Origin of the sequence: Halorubrum ezzemoulense DSM 17463 (genome assembly GCF_002114285.1) — an archaeon.
In the GTDB taxonomy this organism is placed as follows: domain Archaea; phylum Halobacteriota; class Halobacteria; order Halobacteriales; family Haloferacaceae; genus Halorubrum; species Halorubrum ezzemoulense.
On the sequence record NZ_NEDJ01000011.1, the window covers coordinates 1 to 25,020 of the forward strand.

Sequence of the window (25,020 nt, forward strand, 5' to 3'; positions counted from 1 at the left end):
CGCAGGTCCGTTCCAGCGAATCAACCGCTTGACGACCGGTTCTTCCGGTAGCTGTCCGTCGGGTCGGACAGCGGTCGTCAGTGGCGACACTGTCGCGTCGGCGGCAGTCCGCCGCCGACAGCGACGGTCCATCCCGAAAATTATGCTCACCAGCGGTTCGAAGATCCTCCACAGCTAGTTCCATCTGATTCATCGCCATCAGACGAGACTACGCGGCTGTCGATGTGATCGACTGAGACTAGCCTAGCACGACGAAACCACCAACCACCCATAGGACTTTAGTCCGACTCCGTCACGTGTATCTCACGAACCACACGAAGGCGACGGCCCCCGTCACGCTGCGTGACGAACTCAAACCCGTCACTGGGGGTTCGGCTTATATACACCCGGCCGCCGTCCTGTCAATTTACTCCGTCAGAAAACGTGACGGGCGCGACGGGATTTGAACCCGCGGCATCTTGGTCCGGAACCAAGTGCTCTGTCCGCTGAGCTACGCGCCCTCACGAGCCGGTATCCGCGGCGAGCGTTTAACGCTTCTGACTCGGATCGTCGTCCGAGGCCCGCGGGTCAGTCTGCCACTCGAACGCTTCGCCCGTAGAGTCGGCGGCGGCGCCACCGGCGGACGCGCCGCCGTCGGTTCGGGCTCGGTCGGTCGTGTCGCTCTCGCCGTCGATCGCGCCCGCGGCGTCGAACAGGCGGCCGACGAACAGCAGTCCGGGGCGGCGCTCGACGACGACTCCCTCGACCTCCTCTTCGAGCGGATCGACGCCGCCGAGGAGTCGATCGTGGTCTTCGCCACCGAGGTCTCCGCGCAGTTCGACGTCGACCGCGACGGACCGGCGCTCCTCGACCGGCTCCTCGCGGCGATCCGGGGCGGCGTCGACGTCTCCGTACTCATCTCGCCGAGCGTGTTCGACGACGCGCGCGCCGCCGTCGACGAGGACCGGGCGACGCTGACGATCGCGCAGGGGCCCTTCGAGCTACGCGTCACCGAAGACGCGTACGGGAACTTCTATCTCATCGACGGCGAGGAAGTGTGCCTAGAGGTCGCCGACCCGCTTTCGCCCGACCGGCTGTTCGGCATGCTCGACCTCCGCGACCGGGGATTCGCGGCGCGCGTGAACGAGGGCTTCGAGGCCGCGTGGGCGGACGGGGCCGTCGTCGACGAGGTGTGACGCCCGCGGATCCGGCCGCTCGGGGGGTCGTCGGAGCGCGACCTGACCACCAGTCTGGACGGCCGCACCGGGTCCGGATGGATCGGGGCGTCCGTCGATTATCAAAACCAATTTCTCCGGCGCGCAGCTTTATCACCCCGCGTCCGTACCGTCGGTAGAACCCATAGTGACCTTCCGGCCATCCGACACGTCGACGCCCGACCGCGGCGGCGACGAGGGCGACGCCTCGGCGACGGATCCCCCCGAGACCGACGACGCAGAGCGGGCGGCTCGCGCGGAAACACGACCGGAGACCGTCAGAACGTGCGGCGCGCCCGCCGACCGGGAGTCGGGGACTCGCGACGGGGGGCCCCCGGACGGCGGCTCGGTCGAAGCGGACCGGTTCCTCCTCGCCGTCGCCGTGGACGGCGAGGTGTTGTTCGCCGGCCCGTCGGCGACGGACATCGTTGGCGTCGAGCGCGACGCGCTCGTCGGGAGCGACCTCCTCGACCGCGTCCACCCGAGCGACCGCGACCCGGTGGCCGACGCGCTGTCGGCGGTCACAGCGAACCGGACGGTCACCCACCGCATCCGCCGCGCGAGCGGCGGGTACGCGTGGGTCGAGTCGATCGTCGAGGAGGAGCTCGCCCCGGAGTTCGGCGGCCGGATCGTCACGGTCCGTCGAGTCGACGTCGACCGAACCTTCCCAGAGCGCTACCGGGCCTTCCTCGAGTACGGTAGCGACCTCGTCACCGTCGTCGACGGCGACGGCCTCGTCGTCTACGAGAGCCCCTCCGTCGAGGAGGTGCTCGGCTACGAGCAGGGGTCGACCGTCGGGCGCTCCCCGCTCGGCTACGTCCACCCCGACGACCGCGAACGGGTGACGGAGCGGTTCTATCGCGCGCTCGACGAGCCGAACGCGGCGCCCACCCTGGAGTACCGCTACCGCACTGCCGACGGCGACTGGGTCTGGCTGGAGTCGCGGACGCGCTCGCTGCCGGCCGACAGCCCCGTCGGCGAACTGCTCGTCAACTCCCGCGACGTCACCGAGCGGAAGGCGCGCGAGCGGCGGCTCACCGACCGGAACGAGCGGCTCGACCGCTTCGCGAGCATCGTCTCGCACGACCTCCGGAACCCGCTGTCGGTGATCCGCGGCTCCATCGAGATGGCGCGGCTGCGCGGCGAGACGGAGCCCCTCGAACGCGGCGAGCGCGCCGTCGAACGGATCGACCAGCTCGTCTCGGAGCTGCTCACCCTCGCCCGGCAGGGGACCGGCATGGACGAGCCGACCGAGTTCGCGCTCGCGAGCGTCGCCCGCGACGCGTGGGAGACCGCCGCCGAGGGCGACGAGCGCGTAGAGCTGGTCGTCGCCGGCGACGCGCAGGTGTACGGCGACCGGGGGCGGATGCGGCAGGCCCTGGAGAACCTGTTCCGCAACGCGAGGGAGCACGGGACGCCGGGCGCGGCGGAAGCCGCGGTCGACGGTTGCGAGGACGTGCCGACAGACGGGGACGAGGAGGCGCCGGCGTCCGGCGACGACGCGCTCACCGTGCTCGTCACCGCCACCGACGAGGGGTTCCTCGTCGCGGACGACGGGGCCGGGATCGACCCCGAGGACCGCGGCTCCGTGTTCGAGTCCGGGTTCACGACCCGAGCCGACGGGACGGGGTACGGGCTCGACATCGTCCGCGAGATCGTCGAGTCCCACGGGTGGACGGTCGAACTCCGCTGCGACGCCGACGGCCCCGTCGGGCTCCCGGACGGGCGGCAGCTCCGGATCCCGGAGGGCGCGTGCTTCGAGGTGTGCGCCCCCGACCCGGCCGACACCGACCCCGAGGAGCCCTGGATCGATCGGTAGGGGGAGGACCCGGCGCGTTTATTCCTCGCGGCCGCCAATTCGGCCCGTGAGCGTCGCCGACCTGACGGTCCGGCAGGCCGAGCGCGCCGACCTCCTCGCGGTGGTCCGGATCGAGCGCGCCTGCTTCTCGGACCCGTGGCCGCACGACGCCTTCGAGCGACTGCTGGACGAGCCGGCGTTCCTCGTGGCGGAGCGTGAGGACGCGGTCGTCGGGTTCGTCGTCGCCGACCGGACGCCGAACCACGGCCGGGACATCGGCCACGTCAAGGACCTGGCCGTCCACCCCGACGCCCGCGGCGAGGGGATCGGGCGGACCCTCCTCCGGTCGGCGCTGGCGCGGCTCCGCGCGACCGGCGTCGCGGTCGTCCGCCTGGAGGTGCGCGAGGGGAACGACCCCGCCCGCTCGCTGTACGCCGACGAGGGGTTCGAACCGGTCCGGCGGGTCGGCGGCTACTACCGCGACGGCGAGGACGCGCTCGTGCTCGTCGTCGACCTCGCCGCGTGGGCCGGGCGAGCGGGGTCGGGCGGCGGCGACGGTGTAGAGTCGAGGTAACGCGCCGCACGCCTATCGGCTTGCGGCGCGGGGTTTGCCAAGGCTTAGTGTCCGGGAGGCCGACCCGATCGGTATGAGTTCGGTTCCCGAGCGGTCCGAGATCGACGCCGAGTACAAGTGGGACCTCGACGGCATCTACGCCGACGACGAGGCGTGGGAGGCCGCCTACGAGACGGTTTCCGACCGGATCGGCGAGCTGGCCGACTACGAGGGGCGCGCGACCGAGGACGCCGCAACCCTCCTCGAGCTCCTCGAACTGCGCGAGGAGATCTTCCGCGAGCTCCAGCAGGTGATGACGTACGCCCGGCTCCGGAGCGCCGAGGACACGCGGAACCAGGAGTACCAGGCGATGTCGGCGAAGGCGTCGTCGCTCGGCTCCGAGGCGTCGAGCGCGATCTCGTATCTCGACCCCGAGATCCAGTCGCTGACCGAGGCGGACGTGGCGGACTTCGTCGACGACGAGCCCGGGCTCGCGGAGTACGAACACTACTTCGACGACGTGCTGCGCAAGAAGCCGCACACGCGGTCGAGCGAGGTCGAGGAGGTGCTCGCGGACCTCTCGGAGGTCACCGACGCGCCGAGCGAGATCTACTCGATGTTGACGAACGCCGACATGACCTACGGCGTCGTCGAGGACCCGGACGGCGAGGAGGTCGAGATCACGCAGGCGAACTTCACGAAGCTCCAGACCAACCCGGACCGCGAGTTCCGCGAGCGCGTCCACGAGACGTTCTACGACGAGTGGGCCGACGTGCGCAACGCGGTCGGCACGTCGCTGGAGAAGGCCGTCCGCGAACACGTCACGAGCGCCGAGATCCGCGACTACGACTCCGCGCGCGCCGCGGCGCTCGACGGTTCGAACGTCCCCGTCGAGGTGTACGACACGCTCGTCGACACCGTCGACGACAACCTCGACGTGCTTCACCGCCACGCCGACCTGAAGGCCGAGGCGCTCGGCGTCGACCGGCTACAGAGCCACGACCTCTACATGTCGCTGACGGGCGACCAGGGTCCGGACGTGGAGTACGAACAGGCCCGCGAGTGGGTGATCAAGGCGGTCGCGCCGCTGGGCGAGGAGTATCAGGAGCGACTGGCGGAGGGGCTCGACTCGCGGTGGGTCGACGTGTACGAGAACCGCGGGAAGCGCTCGGGCGCGTTCTCCTCGGGCACCTACGACACCCAGCCGTACATCATGATGAACTACCAGGACGACATCGCCTCGATGTACACGCTGGCCCACGAGCTCGGCCACTCGATGCACTCCGAGCTGGCGGGCGACGCGCAGCCGTGGCACGACGCGAGCTACGAGATATTCGTCGCGGAGATCGCGTCGACGGTCAACGAGACCCTGCTCACCCACCACCTGCTCGACACCGTCGAGGACGACGAGCTCCGCACCCACGTCCTCGACGAGTACCTCGAACGCTTCCGCTCGACCCTCTTCCGCCAGACGATGTTCGCGACGTTCGAACAGGAGATCCACGAGCGCGTGGAGGCCGGCGACGCGCTCACCCCCGACGCGTTCGACGAGATCTACGGCGACTTGAAGGGGGACTACTACGCGCCCGCCGAACTCACCGGCGGCATCGAGCGCGAGTGGCAGCGTATTCCGCACTTCTACTACGACTTCTACGTCTACCAGTACGCGACCGGCATCTCCGCCGCGGCCGCGATCGTCGAGCGCGTCCTCGACGAGGGCGACGAGGCCGCCGCCGACTACCGCGAGATGCTGCGGGCGGGCGGCTCCGACTACCCGCTCGACGTGGTCGAACTCGCCGGCATCGACATGGCCTCGCCCGACCCGATCGAGTCCGCCATCGGGATCTACGACGAGTACCTCGACGAGATCGCGGCGCTGCTCGACCTAGAGTAACGCCGACGCGCGGGAGTCGACTGATCCCTCCGACGGGCCGGCGCAGTCCGGCCCCCGAACGACCGAGCCGGCGGCCCAAAGCATATGATTCGCTCGGCCGAACCCGCCCGCCGGGAGGGACCGCAGGCTGCTCGTCGTCCCGGGTGTCCTCCTCCTGCTCGCCCTGATCGCGGACGTGAGGGTCGTCCGCTGGGAGGCGGCGCTCCGCGCGGGACCGGGGCTCGAACGACACCGGACCGTGAACGCGACCGGCCTCCCCGCGAGGTGCGCAGAGGCCGCCGTCGCCCTCGCCGACGGCGACGACGTCTCGATGCGGGGGTATCGGATCGCTCCCGGCTCCCTCGATCTCGTCGTCGAACCCACCTCCGCCTCCGGTCGGTGGGCGCTCGGCGACGCGAACTGCGCGGACCGCCTCGCCGGAGTCGACGACCTGCGCGTCGACGGCCGCTCGTACCGGGTGCTCGGTCAGTACTTGCGCGGGCGAGTTGACCGGACCGCGCTGTTCGGGCTGGCGCGGCTCGGGAGCGGAGTCGTGGGCGTCGGACTGCTCGCGGTCGGGCTCCTCGCGACCGTCGGTCGGGACTCCGAGTGACGGCGGTGGCCGGTTCCGACCGGCCGCTCACCGGGAACCACCGCCGCTCATCCTCCAATTTTATTAGCTGTCTGAGCAGTTACCGACGGTATGGAGTGGCACGAGCGTTCGGAGGCCGGGGCGGACACGCTGCGCCGACAGGCGGTTCGAATTCCGCTCCCCGACAGGGAGGCGGAACGGGACCTCCACGAGAACATGGCCCGGATCGCGGACGCCGGCGAGCGGAAGGCCCGGCTACTCGACGATCCGGACGTCCCGCTGACGGAAGTGTACGAGGACGAACTGGACGAGATGCGACAGAGCTTCGAGTACCGCTTACAGCAGGTCGCCGGCGAGGAGTACTACGACGTCGCGACCGCGTATCTCGACGGCGAACGCGACGACTGGATCGGAGCGCTCGCCGCGTACTACTTGGAGTGTTACTACCGCTTACAGGAACGCTACACTGTCGACGAACAGATATTCTTTCTGTTGATCCTCCGATACCCGGACTGTTTCACGGTGAACCTCAGTTTCCTCGGCGGTGAGATCAGCCGAGACGCGGTTCGGTACGAGTCCTCCGCGCTCGCGGACGCGGACCTCACGGAACGTGGTCAGGAGCAGTACTACGCGGACAGCCAGTACTCCCAACACGAGGCCGCGGAGTACCTCCGCGAGAGCGTCGGCTGTATCCGCGAGGCGTTCCCGGACCCGGACGCGACCTCGGCCGAACGGTGGCAGTACGGCGGGTTCATCCATCTCACCGGACGGCAGGGGCCGACGTTCGCGGAGCTCCTCGACTCCTGGGCTCCGGACCCGGACCGGTTCGACGAGCCGGCCGCCACGCCCGATATCGTTCCGGAGGGGCCGGAGGCAAGACGAGCGAAGCGAACGCTCCTCACCGACGCCGAAGTGTTGATCTGACGGTCGCGGACCGGTCTCGACGGTCGGCGGCAACCGGGCGGACTCGTCGCGGCCCAGCTTGCGGGGACCGGTCCGACCGTCCCGGCACCGATTTACCGCTCCCCCGCGACACGAGTAATCATGGACGAACGCGTACGCGAGCACGCCGAGGTGCTTGTCGACTGGAGCGCGCGGATCGAGGCCGGCGACGACGTGGTTGTCAGCGTCGCGGAGGACGCCCACGAGCTGGGGGTCGCGGTCGCCGAAGCCCTCGGCGAGCGGGGCGCGAACGCCACGATGATGTACGGCTCCGCGGAGCTCTCCCGCGCCTATCTGAAAGGCGTCGAGGCCGGGACCGACGGCGATGTCGAGGCGGACGACTTCGACTCGGACCCCGCGGTCGAGCGCGCGATGTTCGAGGCCGCCGACGCCTACCTCCGAGTCGGGGGCGGGCGCAACACCACCGCGGTCGCGGACGTCGACCGCCCGACCCGGCAAGCGTACGCGAAGGCGCGGCAGGGCGTCCGCGAGGCGCGGATGGACACCGACTGGGTGTCGACGGTCCACCCGACGCGGAGCCTCGCCCAGCAGGCGGGGATGGCCTACGAGGAGTACCAAGAGTTCGTCTACGACGCCGTCCTCCGCGACTGGGAGTCCCTCGCCGACGAGATGGCCGAGATGAAGTCGGTCCTCGACGCGGGCGACGAGGTCCGGATCGTCACCGAGCGTGACGGCGCTCCCGACACCGACGTGACGATGTCGATCGCGGGCCGCACCGCGGTTAACTCCGCCGCCTCCGTCGCGTACGACTCGCACAACCTCCCTTCCGGTGAGGTGTTCACCGCGCCGTACGACACCGAGGGCGAGGTCTTCTTCGACGTGCCGATGACGATCGACGCGACGCGGGTCCGGAACGTTCACCTCGCGTTCGAGGGCGGCGAGGTCGTCGACTTCTCAGCGGAGTCCGGCGAGGAGGCAGTCGCGGACGTCCTCGACACCGACGACGGCGCGCGGCGGCTGGGCGAGCTCGGGATCGGGATGAACCGCGGCATCGACCGGTTCACCGACTCGATCCTCTTCGACGAGAAGATGGGCGACACCGTCCACCTCGCGGTCGGCCGCGCCTACGACGCCTGCCTGCCGGAGGGCGAGTCCGGCAACGACAGCGCGGTCCACGTCGACATGATCTCCGACGTGAGCGAGCGCTCCCGGATGGAGATCGACGGCGAGGTCGTCCAGCGGAACGGGACGTTCCGGTGGGAGGACGGCTTCGAGGCGGAGAACTGACCCTGTCAGAAACGGGGCAGCGAAGGGCGGACCGCGGCTATTCGGTCGCCGCCTCGATAGCCGCTTCGAGGTCGGCGACGATGTCGGCCGGGTCCTCGATGCCGACGGAGAGGCGCACCATGTCTGGGGTGACGCCGGCAGCCTCCTGTTCCGCTTCGGTCAGCTGCTGGTGCGTTGTCGACGCCGGGTGGATGACGAGCGTCTTCGCGTCGCCGACGTTCGCGACGAGCGATGCGAGGTCGGCCTCCTCGACGGTCGCGCGAGCCGCCTCGTAGCCGGCCTCCAGCCCGAACGTGAGCATCCCGCCGTAGCCGCCTTCCAGGTACTCGCTCGCCTCCTCGTGGGTCTCGTGGCTCTCCAGCCCGGGGTAGTTCACCCACGCCACGTCGTCGTGGTCGTCGAGGTACTCGGCGACGATCCCCGCGTTCTCGCAGTGGCGGTCCATGCGCAGCGGGAGCGACTCCGTCTGCTGGAGCGTGTTCCACGCGTCGAACGGCGACTGCTGGTCGCCCAAGTCGCGCAGGCCGCGAGTGATCGCCGCGAAGGTGAACGCCGCGTCGCCGAACCGCTCGGCGAAGTTGATCCCGTGGTACGCGGGGTTGTCCTGCGCGATCTCGGGGTACTTCTCGGCGTGGTCGGCCCACGGGAACGAGCCGCCGTCGACGACGACGCCGCCGACCGTGGTGCCGTTGCCGGTGAGCCACTTCGTCGTCGACTCCCAGACGAGGTCGGCGCCGTGTTCGAGCGGCCGGCAGAGGTACGGCGTCGCGAACGTGTTGTCGACGAACAGCGGCACGCCGTGGTCGTGCGCGATGTCGGCGATCCGCTGGATGTCGGGCGTGACCAGGGCGGGGTTCCCGATCGTTTCGAGGTGGACGTACGCCGTGTCCTCGTCGATGGCCTCGGCGTACCCCTCGTAGTCGAGGGGGTCGACGAACCGCGTCGAGACGCCGCGGCGCTCGACGGAGTGAGTGAGGTAGGTGTAGGTGCCGCCGTACAGCGCCGACGAGGTGACGATGTTGTCGCCCGCCGAGGCGAGGAGGAACGTCGTCACGTCGAGCGAGGCCATGCCCGAGGCGGTCGCGACCGCGCCGACCCCGCCCTCAAGCGAGGCGATCCGCTCTTCGAGGGCGGCGTTGGTCGGGTTCATCAGCCGGGAGTAGACGTTGCCGGCCTCCTCCAAGCCGAACAGGTCCGCGGCGTGGTCGGCGTCGTCGAACTGATAGGCGGTCGTCTGGTAGATGGGCGTCGCGCGGGCGCCCGTCGCCGGGTCCGGGTCGGAGCCGGCGTGGACGCTTCGCGTGCTGAACTTCGGGCCGTCGTCCCCCTCGTCGGATGGCATGGATCTGTGTTCCGCTGCCGCGTAGTTAAAGCCGACCGGCCCACGCGGGCGTTTCCGGTATCTCTGAGATCGGCGGTCGAGCGCGTGCGAGGACGACGGCGGGAACGACGGATCGCGAGAGATGACGCGTCAGCGCGCGAACTCGTGGCAACCGTTAACAGCGTCGGGCCGTAACTTCCGGTATGGGAACACAAGGTCCGCGCGGCGATTCCGCCGAGCTGGAGGAGCTGCTGGGGGAGATCCCGGACGGGGTCTGGCAGTACCTCGCGCTCGGCGTCGCCCTCCTCGTCGCCGTCGCCCTCCTCGGGCAGAGCCTCGCGTTCGGCGTCGCGGCGCTGGCGGTGCTTTTGGCGGCCGTCACGGTCGTCAGCGCCGTCGAGATCGTCGACGCCTACGACAAGGAGGCGCTCACCGTCTTCGGCGAGTACCGCGAGCTGCTCGAACCGGGCGTCCACCTCATCCCCCCGTTCGTCTCGCGGACGTACGCGTTCGACATGCGGACCCAGACGATCGACGTGCCGAGCCAGTCGGCGATCACGCGGGACAACTCCCCCGTGACCGCCGACGCGGTCGTCTACATCAAGGTGATGGACGCGAAGAAGGCGTTCCTCGAAGTCGACGACTACAAGAACGCCGTCTCGAACCTCGCACAGACCACCCTCCGCGCCGTCATCGGCGACATGGAGCTCGACGACACGCTCTCGCAGCGGGAGCTGATCAACGACCGGATCAACGAGGAGTTAGACGAGCCCACCGACGAGTGGGGGATCCGCGTCGAGGCCGTCGAGGTCCGCGAGGTGAGCCCCTCACAGGAGGTCCAGCGCGCGATGGAGCAACAGACCGGCGCGGAGCGCCGCCGCCGCGCGATGATCCTCGAAGCGCAGGGTGAACGCCGCTCCGCGGTCGAGCAGGCCGAGGGTGACAAGCAGTCCAACATCATCCGCGCGCAGGGTGAAAAGCAGTCCCAGATCCTCGAAGCGCAGGGGGACGCCATCTCGACGGTCCTCCGCGCCCGCTCCGCCGAGTCGATGGGCGAACGCGCCATCATCGAGCGCGGCATGGAGACCCTAGAGGAGATCGGGAAAGGCGAGTCCACCACCTTCGTCCTCCCGCAGGAGCTCACCAGCCTCGTCGGCCGCTACGGCAAGGCCCTCTCCGGCTCCGACGTTCAGCAGATGGAGGGGTTAGAGGGCAAGGAGTTCGACGAGGAGACGGAGAAGCTGCTCGGGTTGGAAGACATCGAGAGCGCCCTCGAACAGATCGACACCGTGGCCGACGACGACCTCCGCACCGACGAGACCCGGGACGGGGACGCGGCCCGCGACGTCGACCTCGCCAAGCAGGAGGCGGCGACCCGCGAGGCCGACCGCGACATCGAACTGGAGGCCGAAAGCGAGCGGCCGAGCGACTGAGACGCGCGGGCGATCGTGAGCCGGGTCAGGGCCGCCAGCGGTCCGGGTCGACCGCCCAGAGGAGGGCGACTGCGACCGCGCCGCCGACTCCTCCCGTGACCAACGAGAGGGGGTCGGACGCCCCCGCCGCGAGCGCCGCGAGCAGCAGGACGGAGCCGGCGAGGAGGGCGACGGTGTCTTCGGTTGTCGTCGCGCGGACCACCGGCGCCACGGCGCCGCCGACGGCCGCACCGGCGGCGATCCGCGCGGGCGGACCGGCTGTGAGGGCGGCGTGTGCCGCCGGGTTCGTCGCCGTCGCGGGGGCCGATCCGGGCGCCGCGACGAGGCCGACGCCGAACGCGAGCGCGGCGACGGCGCCGAACGCGGGCGCGACCAGCGCCGCGCGGGCGGAGCCGTCGCCCCCGGTCGCGGCGGCCGCGCCGCCGACGAGCAGGACCGACCCGGCCGCGAGGAGCGCGGGGGCGGCGAGCGACGAGAGAGGAGCGGGTGCGGTCAGTGCGATTCCGTCGGCCGCGGACGAGGAGGGGACGAACGCCGGCGCGACCGTTCCCGCGAGACCGATCGCGGCGACGCCGACGACGAGGAGGGCCGAACCGAGGAGTCGACTGCGGAGTGACATGCGTGACCGGAAGCGTCCCGGCCACAAAACAATCGCGGGACCGGGCCGGGATCGCGACGGAGGGGGGCCCGACCGTCACACCGTGATGCCGGCGCGCTCGTCGCCGATGGCGACGATCACGCGCTCCGGGGGGCCGCGCTCGTCCGCGAGGCGCAACAGGAGCGTCTTGACGACCGGCTCGTCGGCGTCGATCTCGCCGCGGACGCCGCCTTGGTCGACGGCGATCCGAAGCGAGTGGTCGCCGGTGCGGCTGATCCCGCCGAGCCGGAGGCGGACCTCGGGCGCGGTGAGCCGCTGGGCGATCACTAAGATCGCGTCGCCCCCGTCGTCGACGAAGTCGGTGCGCTCGACGAACGCGCGGGACTCGGTCGCGTCGGGTTTGAGCGCGCCGCGGGCCGCGGCGGCGGACCGGAAGGAAGCGGCGTGAGTCGGTAGCTCCTCCGGGCGCGCGAGGACGCTGCGCGCGTCGACCATCGGGTTGCCGTCGACGTACCGGCTCCGCACGCCGAGGTCGCGCGGCGTCGAGGCGGCCACGTCGTGGAGGCGGTCGACGCACCCGGTGGTGGCGACCGCGAGCGCTCCGGAGACGACAGCACGACGGTACACGGGCGAGAGTGTGGCACAGCGACGTAAAAACCCCGCCGCCACGGTGACGCGGGCTGAGAATCGGGCGCTACTCGTCGATCATCGGCGCGGGCACGCCCTCGTCGCCGCCGTCGATCTCGAACGCGCGGCGCAGCTCCGCGATCCGGTCGCGGATGTCGGCCGCCAGCTCGAACTCGAGGTTGCTCGCGGCCTCGTCCATGCGGTCCTCGAGGGCCTCGATCTGGGCTTTCGCCTCGGCTTCGCTCTCAACGTCGCCGACGCTGACCGACGAGGTGTCCGTCTTCGAGCCGGGGAGGTTCGTCTCGCTGACCGGCTTGTCGATGGTGGTCGCCTCGTAGCCGTGCTCGGCGTTGTATTCCAGTTGGATCTCGCGCCGGCGCTGGGTCTCCTCGATCGCCGCCTCCATCGAGTCGGTCACCTCGTCGGCGTAGAGGACGACCTCGCCGTTGACGTTGCGCGCGGCCCGCCCCATGGTCTGGACGAGCGTCGTGGTGGAGCGGAGGAACCCCTCTTGGTCGGCGTCGAGGATGGCGACGAGGCTCACCTCCGGGATGTCGAGCCCCTCGCGGAGCAGGTTGATCCCGACGAGCACGTCGATGTTGCCCAGGCGGAGGTCGCGGATGATCTCGTGGCGTTCGAGGGTGTCGGTCTCGTCGTGCATGTACGCCACGTCGACGCCCGCTTCCTCGAGGTACTCCGTGAGATCCTCGGCCATCCGCTTGGTGAGCGTGGTGACGAGGACGCGCTCGTCGCGCTCGATCCGGTCGTCGACGCGCTCGAGGAGGTCGTCGACCTGCCCGGTGGCCCCCGTCACCTCCACCTTCGGATCGACGAGGTGGGTCGGCCGGACGATCTGCTCGACGATCCGGTCGGAGGTCTCGCGCTCGTAGTCGCCCGGCGTCGCGGAGACGTAGAGGGTGCGGTCCGTCTTCTCCTCGAACTCCTCGAACGTCAGGGGGCGGTTGTCGTAGGCGGTCGGGAGCCGGAACCCGTTCTCGACGAGCGAGTCCTTCCGCGACTTGTCGCCCTCGTACTGCCCTTTGATCTGCGGGATCGTCTGGTGGGACTCGTCGACGACGGTGAGGAAGTTGTCGGGGAAGTAGTCCAGCAGGGTGTAGGGGGCGTCGCCGGACTCGCGGTCGTCCATGTGGACCGAGTAGTTCTCGATCCCGGAGCAGTAGCCCGCCTCCCGCAGCATCTCGATGTCGAAGGTGGTCCGCTCCTCGATGCGCTGGGCGGCCACGAGGTCGCCCTGCCGCTCGAAGTAGCTCACCCGCTTCTCCATCAGGTCCTCGATCTCCGCGATCGCCTGCTCCAGCTTGTCGTCCGGGATCGAGTAGTGCTCCGCCGGGTGGAGCATCACCGCGGGCTCCTCGGAGACGACCTCGCCGTGCATCGGGTCCACCTTGATCATCCGGTCGATCTCCTCGCCCCACAGCTCGACGCGCACCGCGTAGCGCCCGTACATCGGGTATATCTCGACGGTGTCGCCCCGGACGCGGAACGTCCCCTGCGTGAAGTCCACGTCGTTGCGCTCGTAGTTCAGGTCGACGAGCCGGGTGAGCAGCTCCTCGCGGCCGACCTCCTCGCCGACCTCCAGGCGGAGCGCCATGTCGCGGTAGTTTCCCGGGTCGCCTAGCCCGTAGATGGCCGAGACGCTCGCGACGACGATCACGTCGTCGCGGGTCAGCAGGGAGCGCGTCGCGGAGTGGCGCAGGCGGTCGATCTCCTCGTTTATCGACATCTCCTTGTCGATGAACGTGTCCGTCTGCTCGACGTACGCCTCCGGCTGGTAGTAGTCGTAGTAGGAGACGAAGTACTCGACGGCGTTGTCCGGGAACAGCTCGCGGAACTCCTCGTACAGCTGGGCCGCGAGCGTCTTGTTGTGGGCGAGAACGAGAGTGGGCTGGTCCAACTCCTCGGCGACCCACGAGACGGTGTTGGTCTTCCCGGACCCCGTCACGCCGAGCAGCGTCTGCTTTGTCGCGCCCGACTCGTACCCCTCGACAAGTTGCTCGATCGCCTCGGGCTGGTCGCCCGCGGGCTCGAACGGGGCGTCGACGCGGAGCGGGCGGTCGACGGTCGGGCGGTCCGGCGAGAGGGGGGAGTCGGCGTCGCTCACGATACGCGTCGTTGGGCGGCGGGCCACTTGAGCGGCGCGGCTACGTCGGTGACTGCGACGAAACCGGTTCCGCGCGGACGGTTCCGCTCGGGGGAAAACCGATTACTGATCCGACGGAACACCCGGTCGTGTCCCTCCTCACTCCCCCCGTCGCCTTCGGCGCCGCCCTAGTGCTGTTCGTCTGGCTCGCGTCCGGCGTCTGGGTGAACCTCGACGCGCACGCCCGCGGAAGTGACTATCCGGCCGTCTGGGGCGTCTTCGCACCGCTCTCGGGAATTGTGCTGTTCTACTACCTGCTGTGGTGGCGCCGCGGACGGTCTCGCGAGTACCCGCCGTCGCGGTGGGAGCGGGCCACCGCGATCGTCGCCGTCGCCGGTCCCGCGGGGCTGGTCGTCGGGAGCCTCGTCTCGCCGCCCGATCCGATATCCCAGCTGACCGTCTGGCCGGTCGCGTTCGCCGGCTGCCTCCCCGTCGCGTACTGGGTGGTCGGAAGAAGACTCGACGCGACCGGCGACTCGTATATAAGCGGTTGGTAACGAATCGGCGACGAACACCGCCAAAGCCCCAACCGCGAGGGCGCAGTACGCTCGTTGCGCTCCTCGGTCGCTCACTCCGTTCGCTCCCTGCGGTGCTTACGTCGTCATCAGAACGCTCCGCGTTCTGATTGGCTCATGAGAGCTTCGCTCCCCTGAACGCCTACTGCGCCCTCGCGGCAGCGTGGCGCTACGCGCCACGGGCAGCCGGCGGCTTCGCCGCCGGCGACTACCCCTTTGGGTCCCACCCCGCACGGCACCGCGCCTCACACCTCCCCAGCCTCGTCGGTCGCCGTCGCTTCGCTCGGCGACCGACTCCCTCGCGCGTGCGGTTCGCGGCCTGACGGCCGCTCACCGGCACGCGCCACCGCATCTGTTTATAACCAGTCTCGCGTCGCCACCAGTCCCGCCCCTCCGGACGAAAACGTTTCCCCCTGTCCGCGCGACGCTCCCCGTATGCGCATCGCCGTCCCCAACAAGGGCCGCCTGCACGAGCCGACGCTCTCGCTGTTGGAGCGCGCGGGGCTCCACGTCGAGGAGACCGCCGACCGACAGCTGTACGCCGACACCGTCGACGAGGACGTGACGGTGCTGTTCGCGCGGGCGGCCGACATCCCCGAGTACGTCCGCGACGGCGCGGCCGACCTCGGCGTCACCGGCCTCGATCAGGCGGCCGAGTCCGGCGGCGTCGTCGACGCCGCGAGCGCGGCGGCCGAGGGCGACCTCGTCGACCTGCTCGATCTGGGCTACGGTTCCTGTCGGCTCGTCCTCGCCGCGCCCGAGGCCGGCGGGGTGTCGGCGGTCGAGGACCTAGCGGACAGGACGGTCGCGACCGAGTTTCCGAACGTCACCCGCGACTACCTCGACCGCGTGGGCGTCGACGCCGACGTGGTCACGGTGACGGGCGCGACGGAGCTGACCCCGCACGTCGACATGGCGGACGCCATCGTCGACATCACCTCGACGGGGACGACGCTGAAAGTGAACCGGCTGGCGGTGATCGACGACGTGCTCGACTCCTCCGTCCGGCTGTTCGCGCGCCCCGACGTGGTCGACGACGCGAAGGTCGAGCAGGTGGTGACCGCCTTCGAGTCCGTCCTCGCCGCGGACGGCCGTCGCTACCTGATGATGAACGCGCCGAAAGAGCGGCTCGACGCAGTGAAGGACGTGATCCCCGGGCTCGGCGGCCCGACCGTGATGGACGTCGAGGCCGACGAGAACGGCAACGGGATGGTGGCGGTCCACGCCGTCGTCGACGAGCGCGACGTGTTCGAGACGATCTCGGATCTCCGGTCGGTCGGCGCGACCGGCATCCTCGTCACGGAAATCGAGCGCCTCGTGGAGTGAGCGAGAGGCGAAGCGGTCAGTCCCCCGCGTCGTCGCCCTCGCCGATCAGCCGCTCCTTCTCGGCGCGCGACAGCGACTTGACCGCGTACTCCCGCGACATCGCCGCCGACTTCGAGTCGAACGACTCGACGTGGCGGAGGGTGACGGGGGTCCGCCCGCGGGTGTACTTCGCGCCCTCGCCGGCGTCGTGTTCGGCGACGCGCCGCTCGACATCGGTCGTGTACCCGGTGTAGAGGGTGCCGTCGGCGCACTCGATGACGTACACGTGGTGGTCGGCCACGGTCGGCCGTCCGAGCGCGAGCGGCAAGTGTGTGCGGGTGTGCCCGGAGGGGCAGGCGAACGGAGCAGTCGCTCCCCGTGCGCTCGTCCTTCGATCGGCGTTTCGCCGGTCAGTCCCCGGTTCGAGTCCGCTCGCGAGACACCTCTGCGATGCCCGCGTTCGCGGAGCACTTCGGGCACGCGTTCAGGTCGCCGCGTTCGTCCGCGAAGACGCGAGCGAAGCGGTCCGAGACGTGCGACCCGCAGTGGTCACAGCGTGGCATGTGATGCCGACGTGCGTCGGCAACTACCATACGGGCTCGACGAACTAATACCCTTTTTCGACCCAGTCGGCTGCCGGTATACGGTCGGTTAAGCGAGTCCGGATGTCGCCGGATCTCCTCGCTCGATCCCCCCGCTCACTCGGCGCGCGCGGCGTCGACCGCGCGGGCGATCAGCCCGGCCTGCGCGCCGGCGACGAACCCGGCGTCGACGTTGACGGTCGTCAGCACGGAGCACGACTGGAGCGCCCCCTCCAAAGCCGCCACTCCCTCGCCGCCGACGCCGTAGCCGGTCGAGACGGGGAGCGCGATCACGGGGGCGTCGACGAGGCCGGCGACGACCGTCGGGAGCGCCCCCTCGCGACCCGCCGCGACCACGACGGCGTCCGCCTCGCGGACCCGGTCGGCCTGGTCCACGATCCGGTCGAGGTTGGCGACGCCGACGCCGTCGACCCGGTCGACGGTCGCCCCGATCTCGCGGGCGACGACCGCGGCCTCGCCGGCGACGGGCGCGTCCGCGGTGCCGGCGGCCACGACCGCGACCGCGGCGTCGAGCGAGGGGAGTTCGAAGTCGGCCGCGTGCGCGACGACGGTCCCGGTCCGATCGTCGCGCTCGACCGTCGCGTCCGGTCCCACGTCGCCGACCGCCGACGCCACCGCGGCCGCCGTCGCCTCGTCCGCCCGCGTCACGAGCGCCCGGCCGGTGGTGTCGAGCGCCGTCGTCGCCAGGGCGGCGACCTCCGCAGGTGTCTTCCCCTCCGCGAGGATCGCCTCTGGGATCCCGCGGCGTCGCTCGCGGGCGGCGTCGAAGCGCCCCGCGTCCGTGGTCGCGTAGCCTGCGAGCCGCGACTCCGCCTCCTCGATGCCGATCTCACCCGCCTCCAGCGCCGCTAACGTCTCTCGCATGGGGCGTCGTCGGGGGCGGCCTCGGTCGAAGCTGTCGGTTCGAGCCGGGCGCGCCGCGCGCGAGGTCGAGCCGGGGTCGAAGCGCGTTCGCGAGCGTCACGCGACGACGCGCGCTCCGTCCGGACCGCGCTCGGAGTGGGGTCGGGCCGCGTTTCGCGTCGTGCTCGCGGCGGCGCGGAGACGAGAATCTCACAAGACTTATACGCGCTTGTACTCGCGGCCTCCCGCGAACGGGCCGCACGGCGCCCCTCGCGGTCGAATTCAGGAACTCTTATTAACCATCACCGGGTAGGCCCGATCGCATGGCAGACCTCATTGTCAAAGCGGCCGTCAAGGAAGCCCTGGACGACAAGAACGTCGCTTCGGACTTCTACGACGCGCTGGACGACGAAGTGGACGAGCTGCTCGAAGACGCCGCGCGCCGCGCCGAGGCCAACGACCGGAAGACGGTCCAGCCGCGCGACCTCTAAGACGGAACTCGTTTCCGTTCCATTTTATTTGCGTGCCGCCCGCCGAGCGGCCGCGCTGCGGGGCGTCGCCCGGGGATATCAGACCGACTCGATCCGGACGCCGGGCTCGGTTCCGACATGTATCTCGTCGGTCATCCCGACGAACAGCCCGTGCTCGACCACGCCCGGAACCTCGGCCAGCGTCGCCGACAGGGCGACCGGGTCGGCGATCTCGCCGAACGCGCAGTCGAGCACGAGGTTCCCGTTGTCAGTCACCACCGGACCGTCCTTCCGCTCCGCGCGCCGCAGCGTCGGCTCGCCGTCGGCCTCCCGGACGGCCGCGGCGACGGCGGTCCGTCCCGATGGCAGCACCTCGACCGGGACCGGCCGGTCCAGCCGCGGCGACTCCTTCGAGGGGTCCGCGACGACGAGGAAGCGGTCGGCCGCGGCGTCGACCAACTTCTCGCGGGCGTGGGCCGCGCCGCCGCCCTTTATCAGAGCCCCGCCGGTGTCGGGGGCGCCGCCCCCGTCGACGCCGGTCGCCACCTGGTCCGCGCCGTCGATGGCGAGGTCGATACCCGGGCCGTCGAGACCGACCGCCTCGGAGAGGTCGAGGCAGGGAATCCCCGCCCCGACCGCGAGTTCGCGGCTCGCGAACGAGGTCGGGACGCCCCGGACGTCGAGGCCGGCGTCGACCCGGTCCCCGCGCCGCCGGATCGCGTGCGCCGCCGTCGACCCCGTCCCCAGTCCGACCACGTCGCCGTCGGTGACGGCCTCGGCCGCCGACTCGCCGGCGCGCCGCTTCATCGCGTCGCTCCCGCCGCTCGTCTTCATGCGACGAGGTGCGGGCGGAGCTATTGAAAAGGCGTCGGCGGTTCGCTCCGACCGCGCGACCGCCGAAATGTATTACTCGCGACGCGATCAGTCGGAAGTATGTCCTCGGCAACCGCTGTCCTCCCGCTGTTCGGCCTGACGCTCCTCGGTGCGATGTTCGTGACCGCGGCGCTTCAGTCGCGCGGTCGACTCCCCTTCGCGGTCCCCGAAGGCGCGTACGTCGCCGTCTCGGTCGGGGCCGTCTCCGTCGTCGCGCAGTCCCTCGTCGGGTCGGACCGAGAGACCGTCGCGATCCTCGCCGTCGGGGCCCTCGCGTGGGCGACTGGGTACGAGACGGCGCGCGGTGACGACGAGAGGTAGGTCGCCGCCTACTCCAACCGGTCCAAGACGGCCTCCGCGTCGTAGGCCAAGGAGAGTTCGCGGGAGCGGCCGCGGCCGTCGACGTCGGCGTACTCCGCGTCGATCACGCCGAGCTGATCGAGCTTGTTGATGATCTCCGAGTAGCGGGTGTAGCCGAGCCCCGTCTCGTCGTTGAACGCGTCGTACACCGCGCCGGCGCGCTCGCCGTCGTGCTCGGCGAGGACGCGGACGAGGTCACGCTCGGAGTCGGAGAGCCCGCGCAGCGACCGCGAGAGGTGGACGTGCTTCGACTTGTCGTACGCGTCCTCGACGTCCTCCTTCGAGACGGTCTTCGAGGCGCGCATCTCCGCGTTGAGCCCGGCCCGGCGCAGGAGGTCGATCCCGACCCGGAGGTCGCCGCTCTCGGCGGTGAGGTCGGCGACCCGCTCCAGTTCGGCGTCACCGATGACGCCCTCGTGGAAGCCGCGCTTGGCGCGCTCGGCGAGGATGTCGTAGATCTCGGTCGCGTCGTAGACGGGGAAGTACACCTCCTCGGGCCGGAAGACCGACTGGACACGGGTGTCGAGGTCGTCGATCACGTCGAGCCCGAGGTCCGAGGAGACGACGATGACGCCGATCTTCGCGCCGGAGTGCGCCTCGTGGGCGCGGAGGAGCGAGTACAGCGTGTCGGAGGCCTCGTTCTCGTAGAAGAGGTAGTTCACGTCGTCCAAGGCGACGACGAGCACCTCGTCCTCCTCGACGAGGCGGTCGGTGATCTGGCCGAACAACTTCTTAAACGAGATGCCCGACGACGGGGGTTCGTACTCGAAGATCCCCTCGAACAGCCGGGAGAACACCGCGTAGCGCGTGGAGTCGACCTGGCAGTTGACGCGGACCGTCCGCACCTCGGTCCGGGCGCCGAGCTCGCCGAAGAGCTTCTGGACCGCGGTGGTCTTGCCTGTTCCCGGCGGTCCGCGAACCATCGTGTTGAGCGGGCGGGAGCCGCGAACCGCGGGGCGGAGCGCGTACTTGAGGTTCTCCAGTTGGCTCTCGCGGTGGCGGAACGTCTCGGGGACGTGGTCGATCTCGAACACCGACTCGTCGCGGAACACCGACTCGTCCCACGAGAGCATGTCCCCGCCGTCCCCGGTCATGCGAGTACCACGAGAGGCCGCGCACTTAACCGTTGCCCGGCGTCGGGGCGGAACTGAAACTTGTCGCGCCAGCGTCGGATAAGAGCGATTCCGCCGATCGGTCGTTCACTCTCGGTCCGGCAAGCTTCCGTCCGCGTCGGGCGAGATATCCGCCGGGTCCGCCTCGCCTCCCGCGTCCGCCTCGCGGCGCAACACCAGCACGTGGCGCGTCAGCGACCGGTGAACCCGGCGCTCGAACGCCGCGTCGACGGTCCACCCGGCGTCGCGGGCGGGACCGCGCCAGTCGCGGTCGGCGATCAGCACCGCGCGCGGCGCGACCCGGGCCGCCTCCGCAAGCGCGCCCGCGACGAGGTCGGCCAGCTCGTGGCGCGCGATCTTCGACTGTCGGCCGTAGGGGGCGTCGAACGCGACCCCGTCGACGGCGTCGTCGGGAAGCGGGAGCGCGGTCGCGTCGCCGCGGGCGACGTGCCAGTCGGGGGAGGGAGCGTCGGCGTCGGCGGCGAGGTATGCGCGGAAGTTCCGCCGCGCGCCGTCGGCCATCTTCGCCTGCGCGTCGCAGGCGACCGCGTCGGCGCCGACGAGGCCCGCTTCGAGGGGGAGACCGCCGGTGCCGCACATGGGATCGAGCAGGGTCCGCCCGGGGGCGGCGCCCGCGAGGTTGGCGTAGGCGCGGGCGTCGACCGGGGCCATGCTCCCCGGCTGGAAGAAGGGGCGGTCGGTGGGGTCCGGCGCGAAGTCGCGGGCGGCCTCGGCGGCGACCCACCCGAGCGCGCACAGGTCCGCGTCGCCGCCGTCCGCGCCGGCCACCGCGTCGTGTTCGGTGCGCGGGCCGGCGGCGAAGAGCGCGCGAAGGACGTGGTCGGGGTCGTCGAGGTCGACGTCGAACCCGCGGTCGACGAGGACGCTCCCGAGTTCGCGCTCGACCGCCTCGGTGGAGACTCCCGACGTTCCCCGGACGTCGCGGGCGCGGACCGCCACGCTTCCGGAGCGGTCGAGCGGCGCGGCGCGGAGCGCGGCGACCGCGGCGTCGACGTCGGCGTCCGTCCGCGCGACCGCATCGTGGGCGGCGCGCGTGTACGCGAGGCGCCGGGCGTGCGCGCCGTCGACCCCGCCGGTCCGAGCGATCCCCGGCGCGAGGAGGTCGACGCCGGTCGCCGCGGTCGCCGCTTCGCGGGCGGCGAAGGCGTCGGTCTCGCCGGCGAGTTCGAGCCAGTACACGCCGACCGCTCCGCGCGGCGACGACAATAGCGTGGCGGTTCCGACCAGCCACCTTTTTAACTCGTTCGGGCGAGGATGGAGGTAATGAGGGCCGACCCGAAGGAGACGATCACCGTCGAAAACGTCGTCGCTTCCACGGGGATCGGGCAGGAACTCGATCTCCAGAGCGTCGCGATGGACCTCGAGGGCGCCGACTACGACCCCGAGCAGTTCCCCGGGCTCGTCTACCGCACCACGGACCCGAAGTCGGCCGCCCTGATCTTCCGCTCCGGGAAGATCGTCTGTACGGGCGCGAACTCGGTCGAGGCGGTCCACGAGAGCCTCGACATCGTGTTCGCGGAGCTCCGCGCGCTCCAGATCCCGATCGAGGACCCGGAGGTCACCGTCCAGAACATCGTCACGTCGGCCGACCTCGGCGAGAGCCTGAACCTGAACGCGATCGCGATCGGGCTCGGCTTGGAACACATCGAGTACGAGCCGGAGCAGTTCCCCGGGCTCGTCTACCGGCTCGACGAGCCGGAGGTCGTCGCGCTGCTCTTCGGCAGCGGGAAAGTGGTCGTCACCGGCGGCACGAGCCCCGCCGACGCCGAGGCAGCCGTCGACGTGATCGTCGAGGAGCTGAACGGCCTCGGGCTGTTGGACTGACGCGGCGAGCCCGCGATCGAGACGGGGCCGCGATGCGGCGACACCGCGACCGCGTTCCGCGATCACTTTTACCCGTCGCCGCGTATGGCGACCATGCTCTTACAGACGGTGACGCCGGTCTCCGTGCTCGGGACGACCGTCCTGTTGGCGCTGTTCCTCTGTCTCACCGCGCACGTCGCGGCCCGGAACGTCCTCGGCGACGCCGACCCGCGGCGGGCCCTCTACATCGGCCCGCTGCCCGCGGTGATCAGCGTCGCCGGCAATGGGCTCGAACTCCCCGGGGGGCTCATCCTCCTCGCGGCGCTCCTCGTCGACGGGACGATGTTCTGGTGGAGCTACGAGCAGCCGCGGCGGGCGGTCGCCGCGATGACGCTGATCCACGCCGTGGTCACGACGCTGCTGGCCGGGCTCCTGATCCTGGTCTCGATCCTGCTCGCGTCGATGCCCGGATAGGACGGCCGGAAGTGACGTCGAGGCGAGCGCCCGGGAGCGAGACCGCGCGCCCGCGTCACGGCGACGGCGGCGGGCCGTCGTACGCGTCGTGGTCCTGATAGAAGTTCAGCATCGCGAACTTCAGCTTCGCGGGGTCGACGTCGAGCAGCTCCTCGCGCTCCTCGGGCGGGAACGCGGACCGGACCGAGTACTTCCCCATGTCGGCAGTCGTGTAGCGCCGGTCCGCGAGGATCCGGACGCCGTAGTCGTCGGGGCCGCGGATCACTCGGCCGAGCGCCTGTCGCGTCTTGCGGATCGTCGGGACCTCGACCGCGTACGTCCACCCCGGGTCGCGGGCGCGGTCGCGGTCCGCGAACGCGCGGTCGTAGGCGTCCTGGACCGCCTCCGTGCGGTCCGAGAGGTGCGGGTACGGGACGCCCACGACGACGACCGTCCGGGCGTCGTCGCCGTCGAAGCTCACGCCCTCGCCGAGCGTCCCCCACAGCGAGGTGAACAGCGCGGCGCCGTCGCTCTCGACGAACTCGCTGCGGAGCCGCTCCTCGTCCTCGCCCGGCCCGTCGAGGTGGATCGGACCGAGGTCGACGGCGTCCGCCGCGGCGCCGCCGGCGGCGCTTCCGCCCCCGCTCGCCCCAGCGAGCCGCTCGTGGTAGCGCTCGGCCTCGGCGTACGACGGGAAGAAGGCGAGCGTGTTGCCCGGGGTAAAGCGGATTGCGTCGCGGAGCAGCGACGACACGGCCTCCTGCGTCTCCGGGTCGTTTCGGTCGGCGGCGAACAGCGGCGGCACGTCGGCGGCGAACGTCCGGCGGTTCGCCTCGGGGTACCCCATCTCGTAGGCCATCGAGGCGACGTCCTCCAGCCCCAGCACGTCCTCGGTCACGTCGAACGGGCGCAGCGTCGCGCTCATCAGGACCGAGGCGGCCACCTCGTCGAACAGCTCGCTCGTGACGCTCCGCGGGATACAGGTGTACAGCTCCGCCCGGCCGTACACCTCGTCGGTGCCGCCGTCGCGCCGGACGGAGAGCACGGGATACTGACCGAACTCCGCGCCCTCGTCCATCCACGTCGAGACGAACCGGGCGGCCGCGAGCGTCTGCGACTCCGACCGGGTGGTCGCCTCCCCGTCCCGGTAGCGGCGCTCGTACTCCTCGTCTATCGCCTGGCCGAGCTGGACGGCGAGCTCGGTCTCCGCGTCGATCCCCGTCCCCTCGTAGTTGCGGAGAAACGCGAGCGTGAGGTCGTCGCGGCGGTCGTCGTTGGCGACCGCAATGTCCTCCCAGTTCTCCGTCACGGACTCGGAGCCGCCGAAGCCGAGCGCGTCCTCGTACGTCTCGACGAGGGCGTCGCGGAAGGCGCGGAGGACGTTCTCGGCGGGCTCCGCGCGGGAGTCGTCGCTGTCGGCCACCTCGTCTAAGGCGGCGTCGAGCGTGTTCTCCGTCAGCGTTCGGGTGGCGTGGTCGCGGGCGGCGTCCTCGATGTTGTGCGCCTCGTCGAACACGGTGATTATCTCGCTCGGGTCGCGGTCGATCCACCGGAAGAACTGCTCGCGGATGTTCGGGTCGAGCAGGTGGTGGTAGTTACAAACGACCAAGTCGACCCCCTCCATCCCCTTCTTCAGCAGCTCGTAGCCGCACAGCGCGCGCTCGTCGGCGTACTCGTACACGTCGTCGGGGGTGCGGACGTCCTCGAAGAGCCACCCGAAGAAGTCGTCCGTGTCGCGGGTGAGATTGTTGCGGTAGTGTTCGCAGACGTTCGCGGCGTCGTACTCCTCCATCTCCGCCTCCAGCTCGTCGAGTTCGTCCATGACCGACTCGCGGGCCTCGGCGGCGCCCGTATCGCCCTCGCGGCTCTCGGCCAGCAGCTCGCGCTGTCGCGACTCCAGCTCGCGGACCTCGCTCTCCGTCTCGACCATCTCGCGGGTGGTGTCGCGGAGGGTCTGACACTCCTGGTAGTCGACGTCGATGTGGCACATCGACGACTTCCCCTTGAACACGACCGCGCGGATGGGTTCTTCGCGCGTGATCGCGCGGGCGTCCTCGACGAACTGCCGCATCTGCTGGTGGACGTTGGTCGTGATGACGACCGTGCGGTCGTGCTCGCGCGCGTGTTCCAGCGCGGGCACGAGCGCCGAGAGGGTCTTCCCGGTCCCGGGCGCCCCCTCGAACAGCACGTCCTGTCCGCGGTCCAGCGCGTTGGCGACCCGGTCCATCGCCTCGCGCTGGTTCGGGTACGGCTCCTCGTACGGGAAGAACCGCAGGTGCGGCGACTCTGACACGGGGCGGAGTTCGGCGGCGTCGGCTAAAAGG

General features: G+C 70.5%; 25 protein-coding genes and 1 tRNA gene. 14 read left to right on the forward strand and 12 right to left on the reverse strand.

Annotation, left to right across the window (positions count from 1 at the left end; all coding sequences use genetic code 11):
* Nucleotides 1–427: 427 nt before the first annotated feature.
* Nucleotides 428–500: transfer RNA gene (locus tag B9H04_RS05000), tRNA-Arg, on the reverse strand.
* Between B9H04_RS05000 and B9H04_RS18570 the strand changes: the two genes are divergently transcribed.
* The 7 genes from B9H04_RS18570 (at nt 474) to B9H04_RS05040 (ending at nt 8,199) form a co-directional block, all read left to right on the forward strand.
* Nucleotides 474–1,175 (forward strand): DUF7436 family protein, encoded by a 702-nt coding sequence (locus B9H04_RS18570; RefSeq protein WP_167373084.1) that lies wholly within the window; start codon nt 474–476, stop codon nt 1,173–1,175. The two genes, B9H04_RS05000 and B9H04_RS18570, sit on opposite strands and share 27 nt — an antisense overlap.
* Before the next feature lie 166 nt (nt 1,176–1,341).
* Nucleotides 1,342–3,012 carry a PAS domain-containing protein gene (locus tag B9H04_RS05015; RefSeq protein WP_049933360.1) on the forward strand — a complete coding sequence of 557 codons (1,671 nt, stop codon included), beginning with the start codon at nt 1,342–1,344 and terminating at the stop codon, nt 3,010–3,012.
* A 46-nt stretch (nt 3,013–3,058) separates the two neighbouring features.
* Entirely contained in the window at nt 3,059–3,565 is a 507-nt protein-coding gene (gene rimI / locus B9H04_RS05020) for a ribosomal protein S18-alanine N-acetyltransferase (RefSeq protein WP_049933358.1), read from the forward strand.
* A 73-nt stretch (nt 3,566–3,638) separates the two neighbouring features.
* Complete coding sequence (pepF, locus tag B9H04_RS05025; protein WP_049933357.1) at nt 3,639–5,438, forward strand: oligoendopeptidase F; 1,800 nt, start codon at nt 3,639–3,641, stop codon at nt 5,436–5,438.
* A gap of 175 nt (nt 5,439–5,613) precedes the next feature.
* A complete protein-coding gene (locus B9H04_RS05030; protein WP_241997585.1) occupies nt 5,614–6,030 on the forward strand; it encodes a hypothetical protein in 417 nt (138 codons plus the stop codon).
* A gap of 90 nt (nt 6,031–6,120) precedes the next feature.
* Nucleotides 6,121–6,933, forward strand: a complete 813-nt coding sequence (locus B9H04_RS05035) for a hypothetical protein (RefSeq protein ID WP_049933354.1) — start codon at nt 6,121–6,123, stop codon at nt 6,931–6,933.
* Nucleotides 6,934–7,053: 120 nt separating this feature from the next.
* Nucleotides 7,054–8,199 carry an aminopeptidase gene (locus B9H04_RS05040; protein ID WP_049933352.1) on the forward strand — a complete coding sequence of 382 codons (1,146 nt, stop codon included), beginning with the start codon at nt 7,054–7,056 and terminating at the stop codon, nt 8,197–8,199.
* A 37-nt stretch (nt 8,200–8,236) separates the two neighbouring features.
* Here B9H04_RS05040 and B9H04_RS05045 read toward each other — a convergent pair whose 3' ends face one another.
* Nucleotides 8,237–9,541, reverse strand: a complete 1,305-nt coding sequence (locus B9H04_RS05045) for an O-acetylhomoserine aminocarboxypropyltransferase/cysteine synthase family protein (RefSeq protein WP_049933351.1) — start codon at nt 9,539–9,541, stop codon at nt 8,237–8,239.
* 182 nt (nt 9,542–9,723) lie between these two features.
* Here B9H04_RS05045 and B9H04_RS05050 point away from each other — a divergent pair, with 182 nt between their 5' ends.
* Nucleotides 9,724–10,953, forward strand: coding sequence for an SPFH domain-containing protein (locus tag B9H04_RS05050; RefSeq protein WP_085682503.1), 1,230 nt, complete (start codon nt 9,724–9,726; stop codon nt 10,951–10,953).
* A gap of 25 nt (nt 10,954–10,978) precedes the next feature.
* Here the strand turns inward: B9H04_RS05050 and B9H04_RS05055 are convergent, their stop codons facing one another.
* The 3 genes from B9H04_RS05055 to uvrB form a co-directional block, all read right to left on the reverse strand.
* Entirely contained in the window at nt 10,979–11,572 is a 594-nt protein-coding gene (locus B9H04_RS05055; protein ID WP_049932141.1) for a hypothetical protein, read from the reverse strand.
* 75 nt (nt 11,573–11,647) lie between these two features.
* Nucleotides 11,648–12,178: a hypothetical protein gene (locus tag B9H04_RS05060; protein WP_049932140.1), complete on the reverse strand. Its 531-nt coding sequence runs from the start codon at nt 12,176–12,178 to the stop codon at nt 11,648–11,650.
* 67 nt (nt 12,179–12,245) lie between these two features.
* Nucleotides 12,246–14,300, reverse strand: a complete 2,055-nt coding sequence (gene uvrB / locus B9H04_RS05065; RefSeq protein ID WP_085682504.1) for an excinuclease ABC subunit UvrB — start codon at nt 14,298–14,300, stop codon at nt 12,246–12,248.
* Nucleotides 14,301–14,428: 128 nt separating this feature from the next.
* Here uvrB and B9H04_RS05070 point away from each other — a divergent pair, with 128 nt between their 5' ends.
* Both B9H04_RS05070 and hisG read left to right on the forward strand, forming a co-directional pair.
* On the forward strand, nt 14,429–14,836 hold the full coding sequence (locus tag B9H04_RS05070; RefSeq protein WP_049932136.1) for a hypothetical protein: 408 nt from the start codon (nt 14,429–14,431) through the stop codon (nt 14,834–14,836).
* Nucleotides 14,837–15,289: 453 nt separating this feature from the next.
* Complete coding sequence (hisG, locus tag B9H04_RS05075) at nt 15,290–16,180, forward strand: ATP phosphoribosyltransferase (RefSeq protein ID WP_049932135.1); 891 nt, start codon at nt 15,290–15,292, stop codon at nt 16,178–16,180.
* 16 nt (nt 16,181–16,196) lie between these two features.
* On the opposite strand, the gene B9H04_RS05080 is transcribed toward hisG, so the two are convergent.
* The 3 genes from B9H04_RS05080 to larB form a co-directional block, all read right to left on the reverse strand.
* The gene (locus B9H04_RS05080) at nt 16,197–16,460 is read right to left on the reverse strand and encodes a GIY-YIG nuclease family protein (RefSeq protein WP_049932157.1); all 264 of its coding nucleotides are present in this window, start codon (nt 16,458–16,460) and stop codon (nt 16,197–16,199) included.
* A 109-nt stretch (nt 16,461–16,569) separates the two neighbouring features.
* Nucleotides 16,570–16,722: a DUF7563 family protein gene (locus B9H04_RS18575; RefSeq protein ID WP_008440770.1), complete on the reverse strand. Its 153-nt coding sequence runs from the start codon at nt 16,720–16,722 to the stop codon at nt 16,570–16,572.
* Nucleotides 16,723–16,857: 135 nt separating this feature from the next.
* Nucleotides 16,858–17,625 carry a nickel pincer cofactor biosynthesis protein LarB gene (gene larB / locus B9H04_RS05085; protein ID WP_049932133.1) on the reverse strand — a complete coding sequence of 256 codons (768 nt, stop codon included), beginning with the start codon at nt 17,623–17,625 and terminating at the stop codon, nt 16,858–16,860.
* A 302-nt stretch (nt 17,626–17,927) separates the two neighbouring features.
* Between larB and B9H04_RS05090 the strand changes: the two genes are divergently transcribed.
* Nucleotides 17,928–18,095 (forward strand): DUF1931 family protein, encoded by a 168-nt coding sequence (locus B9H04_RS05090; RefSeq protein WP_004047560.1) that lies wholly within the window; start codon nt 17,928–17,930, stop codon nt 18,093–18,095.
* Nucleotides 18,096–18,173: 78 nt separating this feature from the next.
* Here the strand turns inward: B9H04_RS05090 and rpiA are convergent, their stop codons facing one another.
* Nucleotides 18,174–18,908: a ribose-5-phosphate isomerase RpiA gene (gene rpiA, locus B9H04_RS05095; RefSeq protein ID WP_085682505.1), complete on the reverse strand. Its 735-nt coding sequence runs from the start codon at nt 18,906–18,908 to the stop codon at nt 18,174–18,176.
* 99 nt (nt 18,909–19,007) lie between these two features.
* Here rpiA and B9H04_RS05100 point away from each other — a divergent pair, with 99 nt between their 5' ends.
* Nucleotides 19,008–19,268: a hypothetical protein gene (locus tag B9H04_RS05100; protein ID WP_049932131.1), complete on the forward strand. Its 261-nt coding sequence runs from the start codon at nt 19,008–19,010 to the stop codon at nt 19,266–19,268.
* 8 nt (nt 19,269–19,276) lie between these two features.
* Here the strand turns inward: B9H04_RS05100 and B9H04_RS05105 are convergent, their stop codons facing one another.
* Both B9H04_RS05105 and B9H04_RS05110 read right to left on the reverse strand, forming a co-directional pair.
* Nucleotides 19,277–20,401: an ORC1-type DNA replication protein gene (locus tag B9H04_RS05105; protein ID WP_049932129.1), complete on the reverse strand. Its 1,125-nt coding sequence runs from the start codon at nt 20,399–20,401 to the stop codon at nt 19,277–19,279.
* A gap of 105 nt (nt 20,402–20,506) precedes the next feature.
* Nucleotides 20,507–21,619: an RNA methyltransferase gene (locus B9H04_RS05110; protein WP_049932156.1), complete on the reverse strand. Its 1,113-nt coding sequence runs from the start codon at nt 21,617–21,619 to the stop codon at nt 20,507–20,509.
* Nucleotides 21,620–21,703: 84 nt separating this feature from the next.
* Here B9H04_RS05110 and B9H04_RS05115 point away from each other — a divergent pair, with 84 nt between their 5' ends.
* Both B9H04_RS05115 and B9H04_RS05120 read left to right on the forward strand, forming a co-directional pair.
* On the forward strand, nt 21,704–22,264 hold the full coding sequence (locus B9H04_RS05115; protein WP_049932128.1) for a TATA-box-binding protein: 561 nt from the start codon (nt 21,704–21,706) through the stop codon (nt 22,262–22,264).
* A 93-nt stretch (nt 22,265–22,357) separates the two neighbouring features.
* Nucleotides 22,358–22,717: a DUF7473 family protein gene (locus B9H04_RS05120; protein ID WP_049932127.1), complete on the forward strand. Its 360-nt coding sequence runs from the start codon at nt 22,358–22,360 to the stop codon at nt 22,715–22,717.
* Nucleotides 22,718–22,772: 55 nt separating this feature from the next.
* On the opposite strand, the gene B9H04_RS05125 is transcribed toward B9H04_RS05120, so the two are convergent.
* Nucleotides 22,773–24,989: an ATP-dependent DNA helicase gene (locus B9H04_RS05125; RefSeq protein WP_049932125.1), complete on the reverse strand. Its 2,217-nt coding sequence runs from the start codon at nt 24,987–24,989 to the stop codon at nt 22,773–22,775.
* Nucleotides 24,990–25,020: the final 31 nt, after the last annotated feature.

What these genes read in the sequence shown, in the direction of transcription:
- pepF (WP_049933357.1), top strand. Translation starts at nt 3,639, where the DNA reads ATGAGTTCGGTTCCCGAGCGGTCCGAGATCGACGCCGAGTACAAGTGG.
- B9H04_RS05035 (WP_049933354.1), top strand. Translation starts at nt 6,121, where the DNA reads ATGGAGTGGCACGAGCGTTCGGAGGCCGGGGCGGACACGCTGCGCCGA.
- B9H04_RS05040 (WP_049933352.1), top strand. Translation starts at nt 7,054, where the DNA reads ATGGACGAACGCGTACGCGAGCACGCCGAGGTGCTTGTCGACTGGAGC.
- B9H04_RS05045 (WP_049933351.1), bottom strand. Translation starts at nt 9,541, where the DNA reads ATGCCATCCGACGAGGGGGACGACGGCCCGAAGTTCAGCACGCGAAGC.
- B9H04_RS05050 (WP_085682503.1), top strand. Translation starts at nt 9,724, where the DNA reads ATGGGAACACAAGGTCCGCGCGGCGATTCCGCCGAGCTGGAGGAGCTG.
- B9H04_RS05055 (WP_049932141.1), bottom strand. Translation starts at nt 11,572, where the DNA reads ATGTCACTCCGCAGTCGACTCCTCGGTTCGGCCCTCCTCGTCGTCGGC.
- hisG (WP_049932135.1), top strand. Translation starts at nt 15,290, where the DNA reads ATGCGCATCGCCGTCCCCAACAAGGGCCGCCTGCACGAGCCGACGCTC.
- B9H04_RS18575 (WP_008440770.1), bottom strand. Translation starts at nt 16,722, where the DNA reads ATGCCACGCTGTGACCACTGCGGGTCGCACGTCTCGGACCGCTTCGCT.
- larB (WP_049932133.1), bottom strand. Translation starts at nt 17,625, where the DNA reads ATGCGAGAGACGTTAGCGGCGCTGGAGGCGGGTGAGATCGGCATCGAG.
- B9H04_RS05090 (WP_004047560.1), top strand. Translation starts at nt 17,928, where the DNA reads ATGGCAGACCTCATTGTCAAAGCGGCCGTCAAGGAAGCCCTGGACGAC.
- rpiA (WP_085682505.1), bottom strand. Translation starts at nt 18,908, where the DNA reads ATGAAGACGAGCGGCGGGAGCGACGCGATGAAGCGGCGCGCCGGCGAG.
- B9H04_RS05100 (WP_049932131.1), top strand. Translation starts at nt 19,008, where the DNA reads ATGTCCTCGGCAACCGCTGTCCTCCCGCTGTTCGGCCTGACGCTCCTC.
- B9H04_RS05105 (WP_049932129.1), bottom strand. Translation starts at nt 20,401, where the DNA reads ATGACCGGGGACGGCGGGGACATGCTCTCGTGGGACGAGTCGGTGTTC.
- B9H04_RS05115 (WP_049932128.1), top strand. Translation starts at nt 21,704, where the DNA reads ATGAGGGCCGACCCGAAGGAGACGATCACCGTCGAAAACGTCGTCGCT.
- B9H04_RS05120 (WP_049932127.1), top strand. Translation starts at nt 22,358, where the DNA reads ATGCTCTTACAGACGGTGACGCCGGTCTCCGTGCTCGGGACGACCGTC.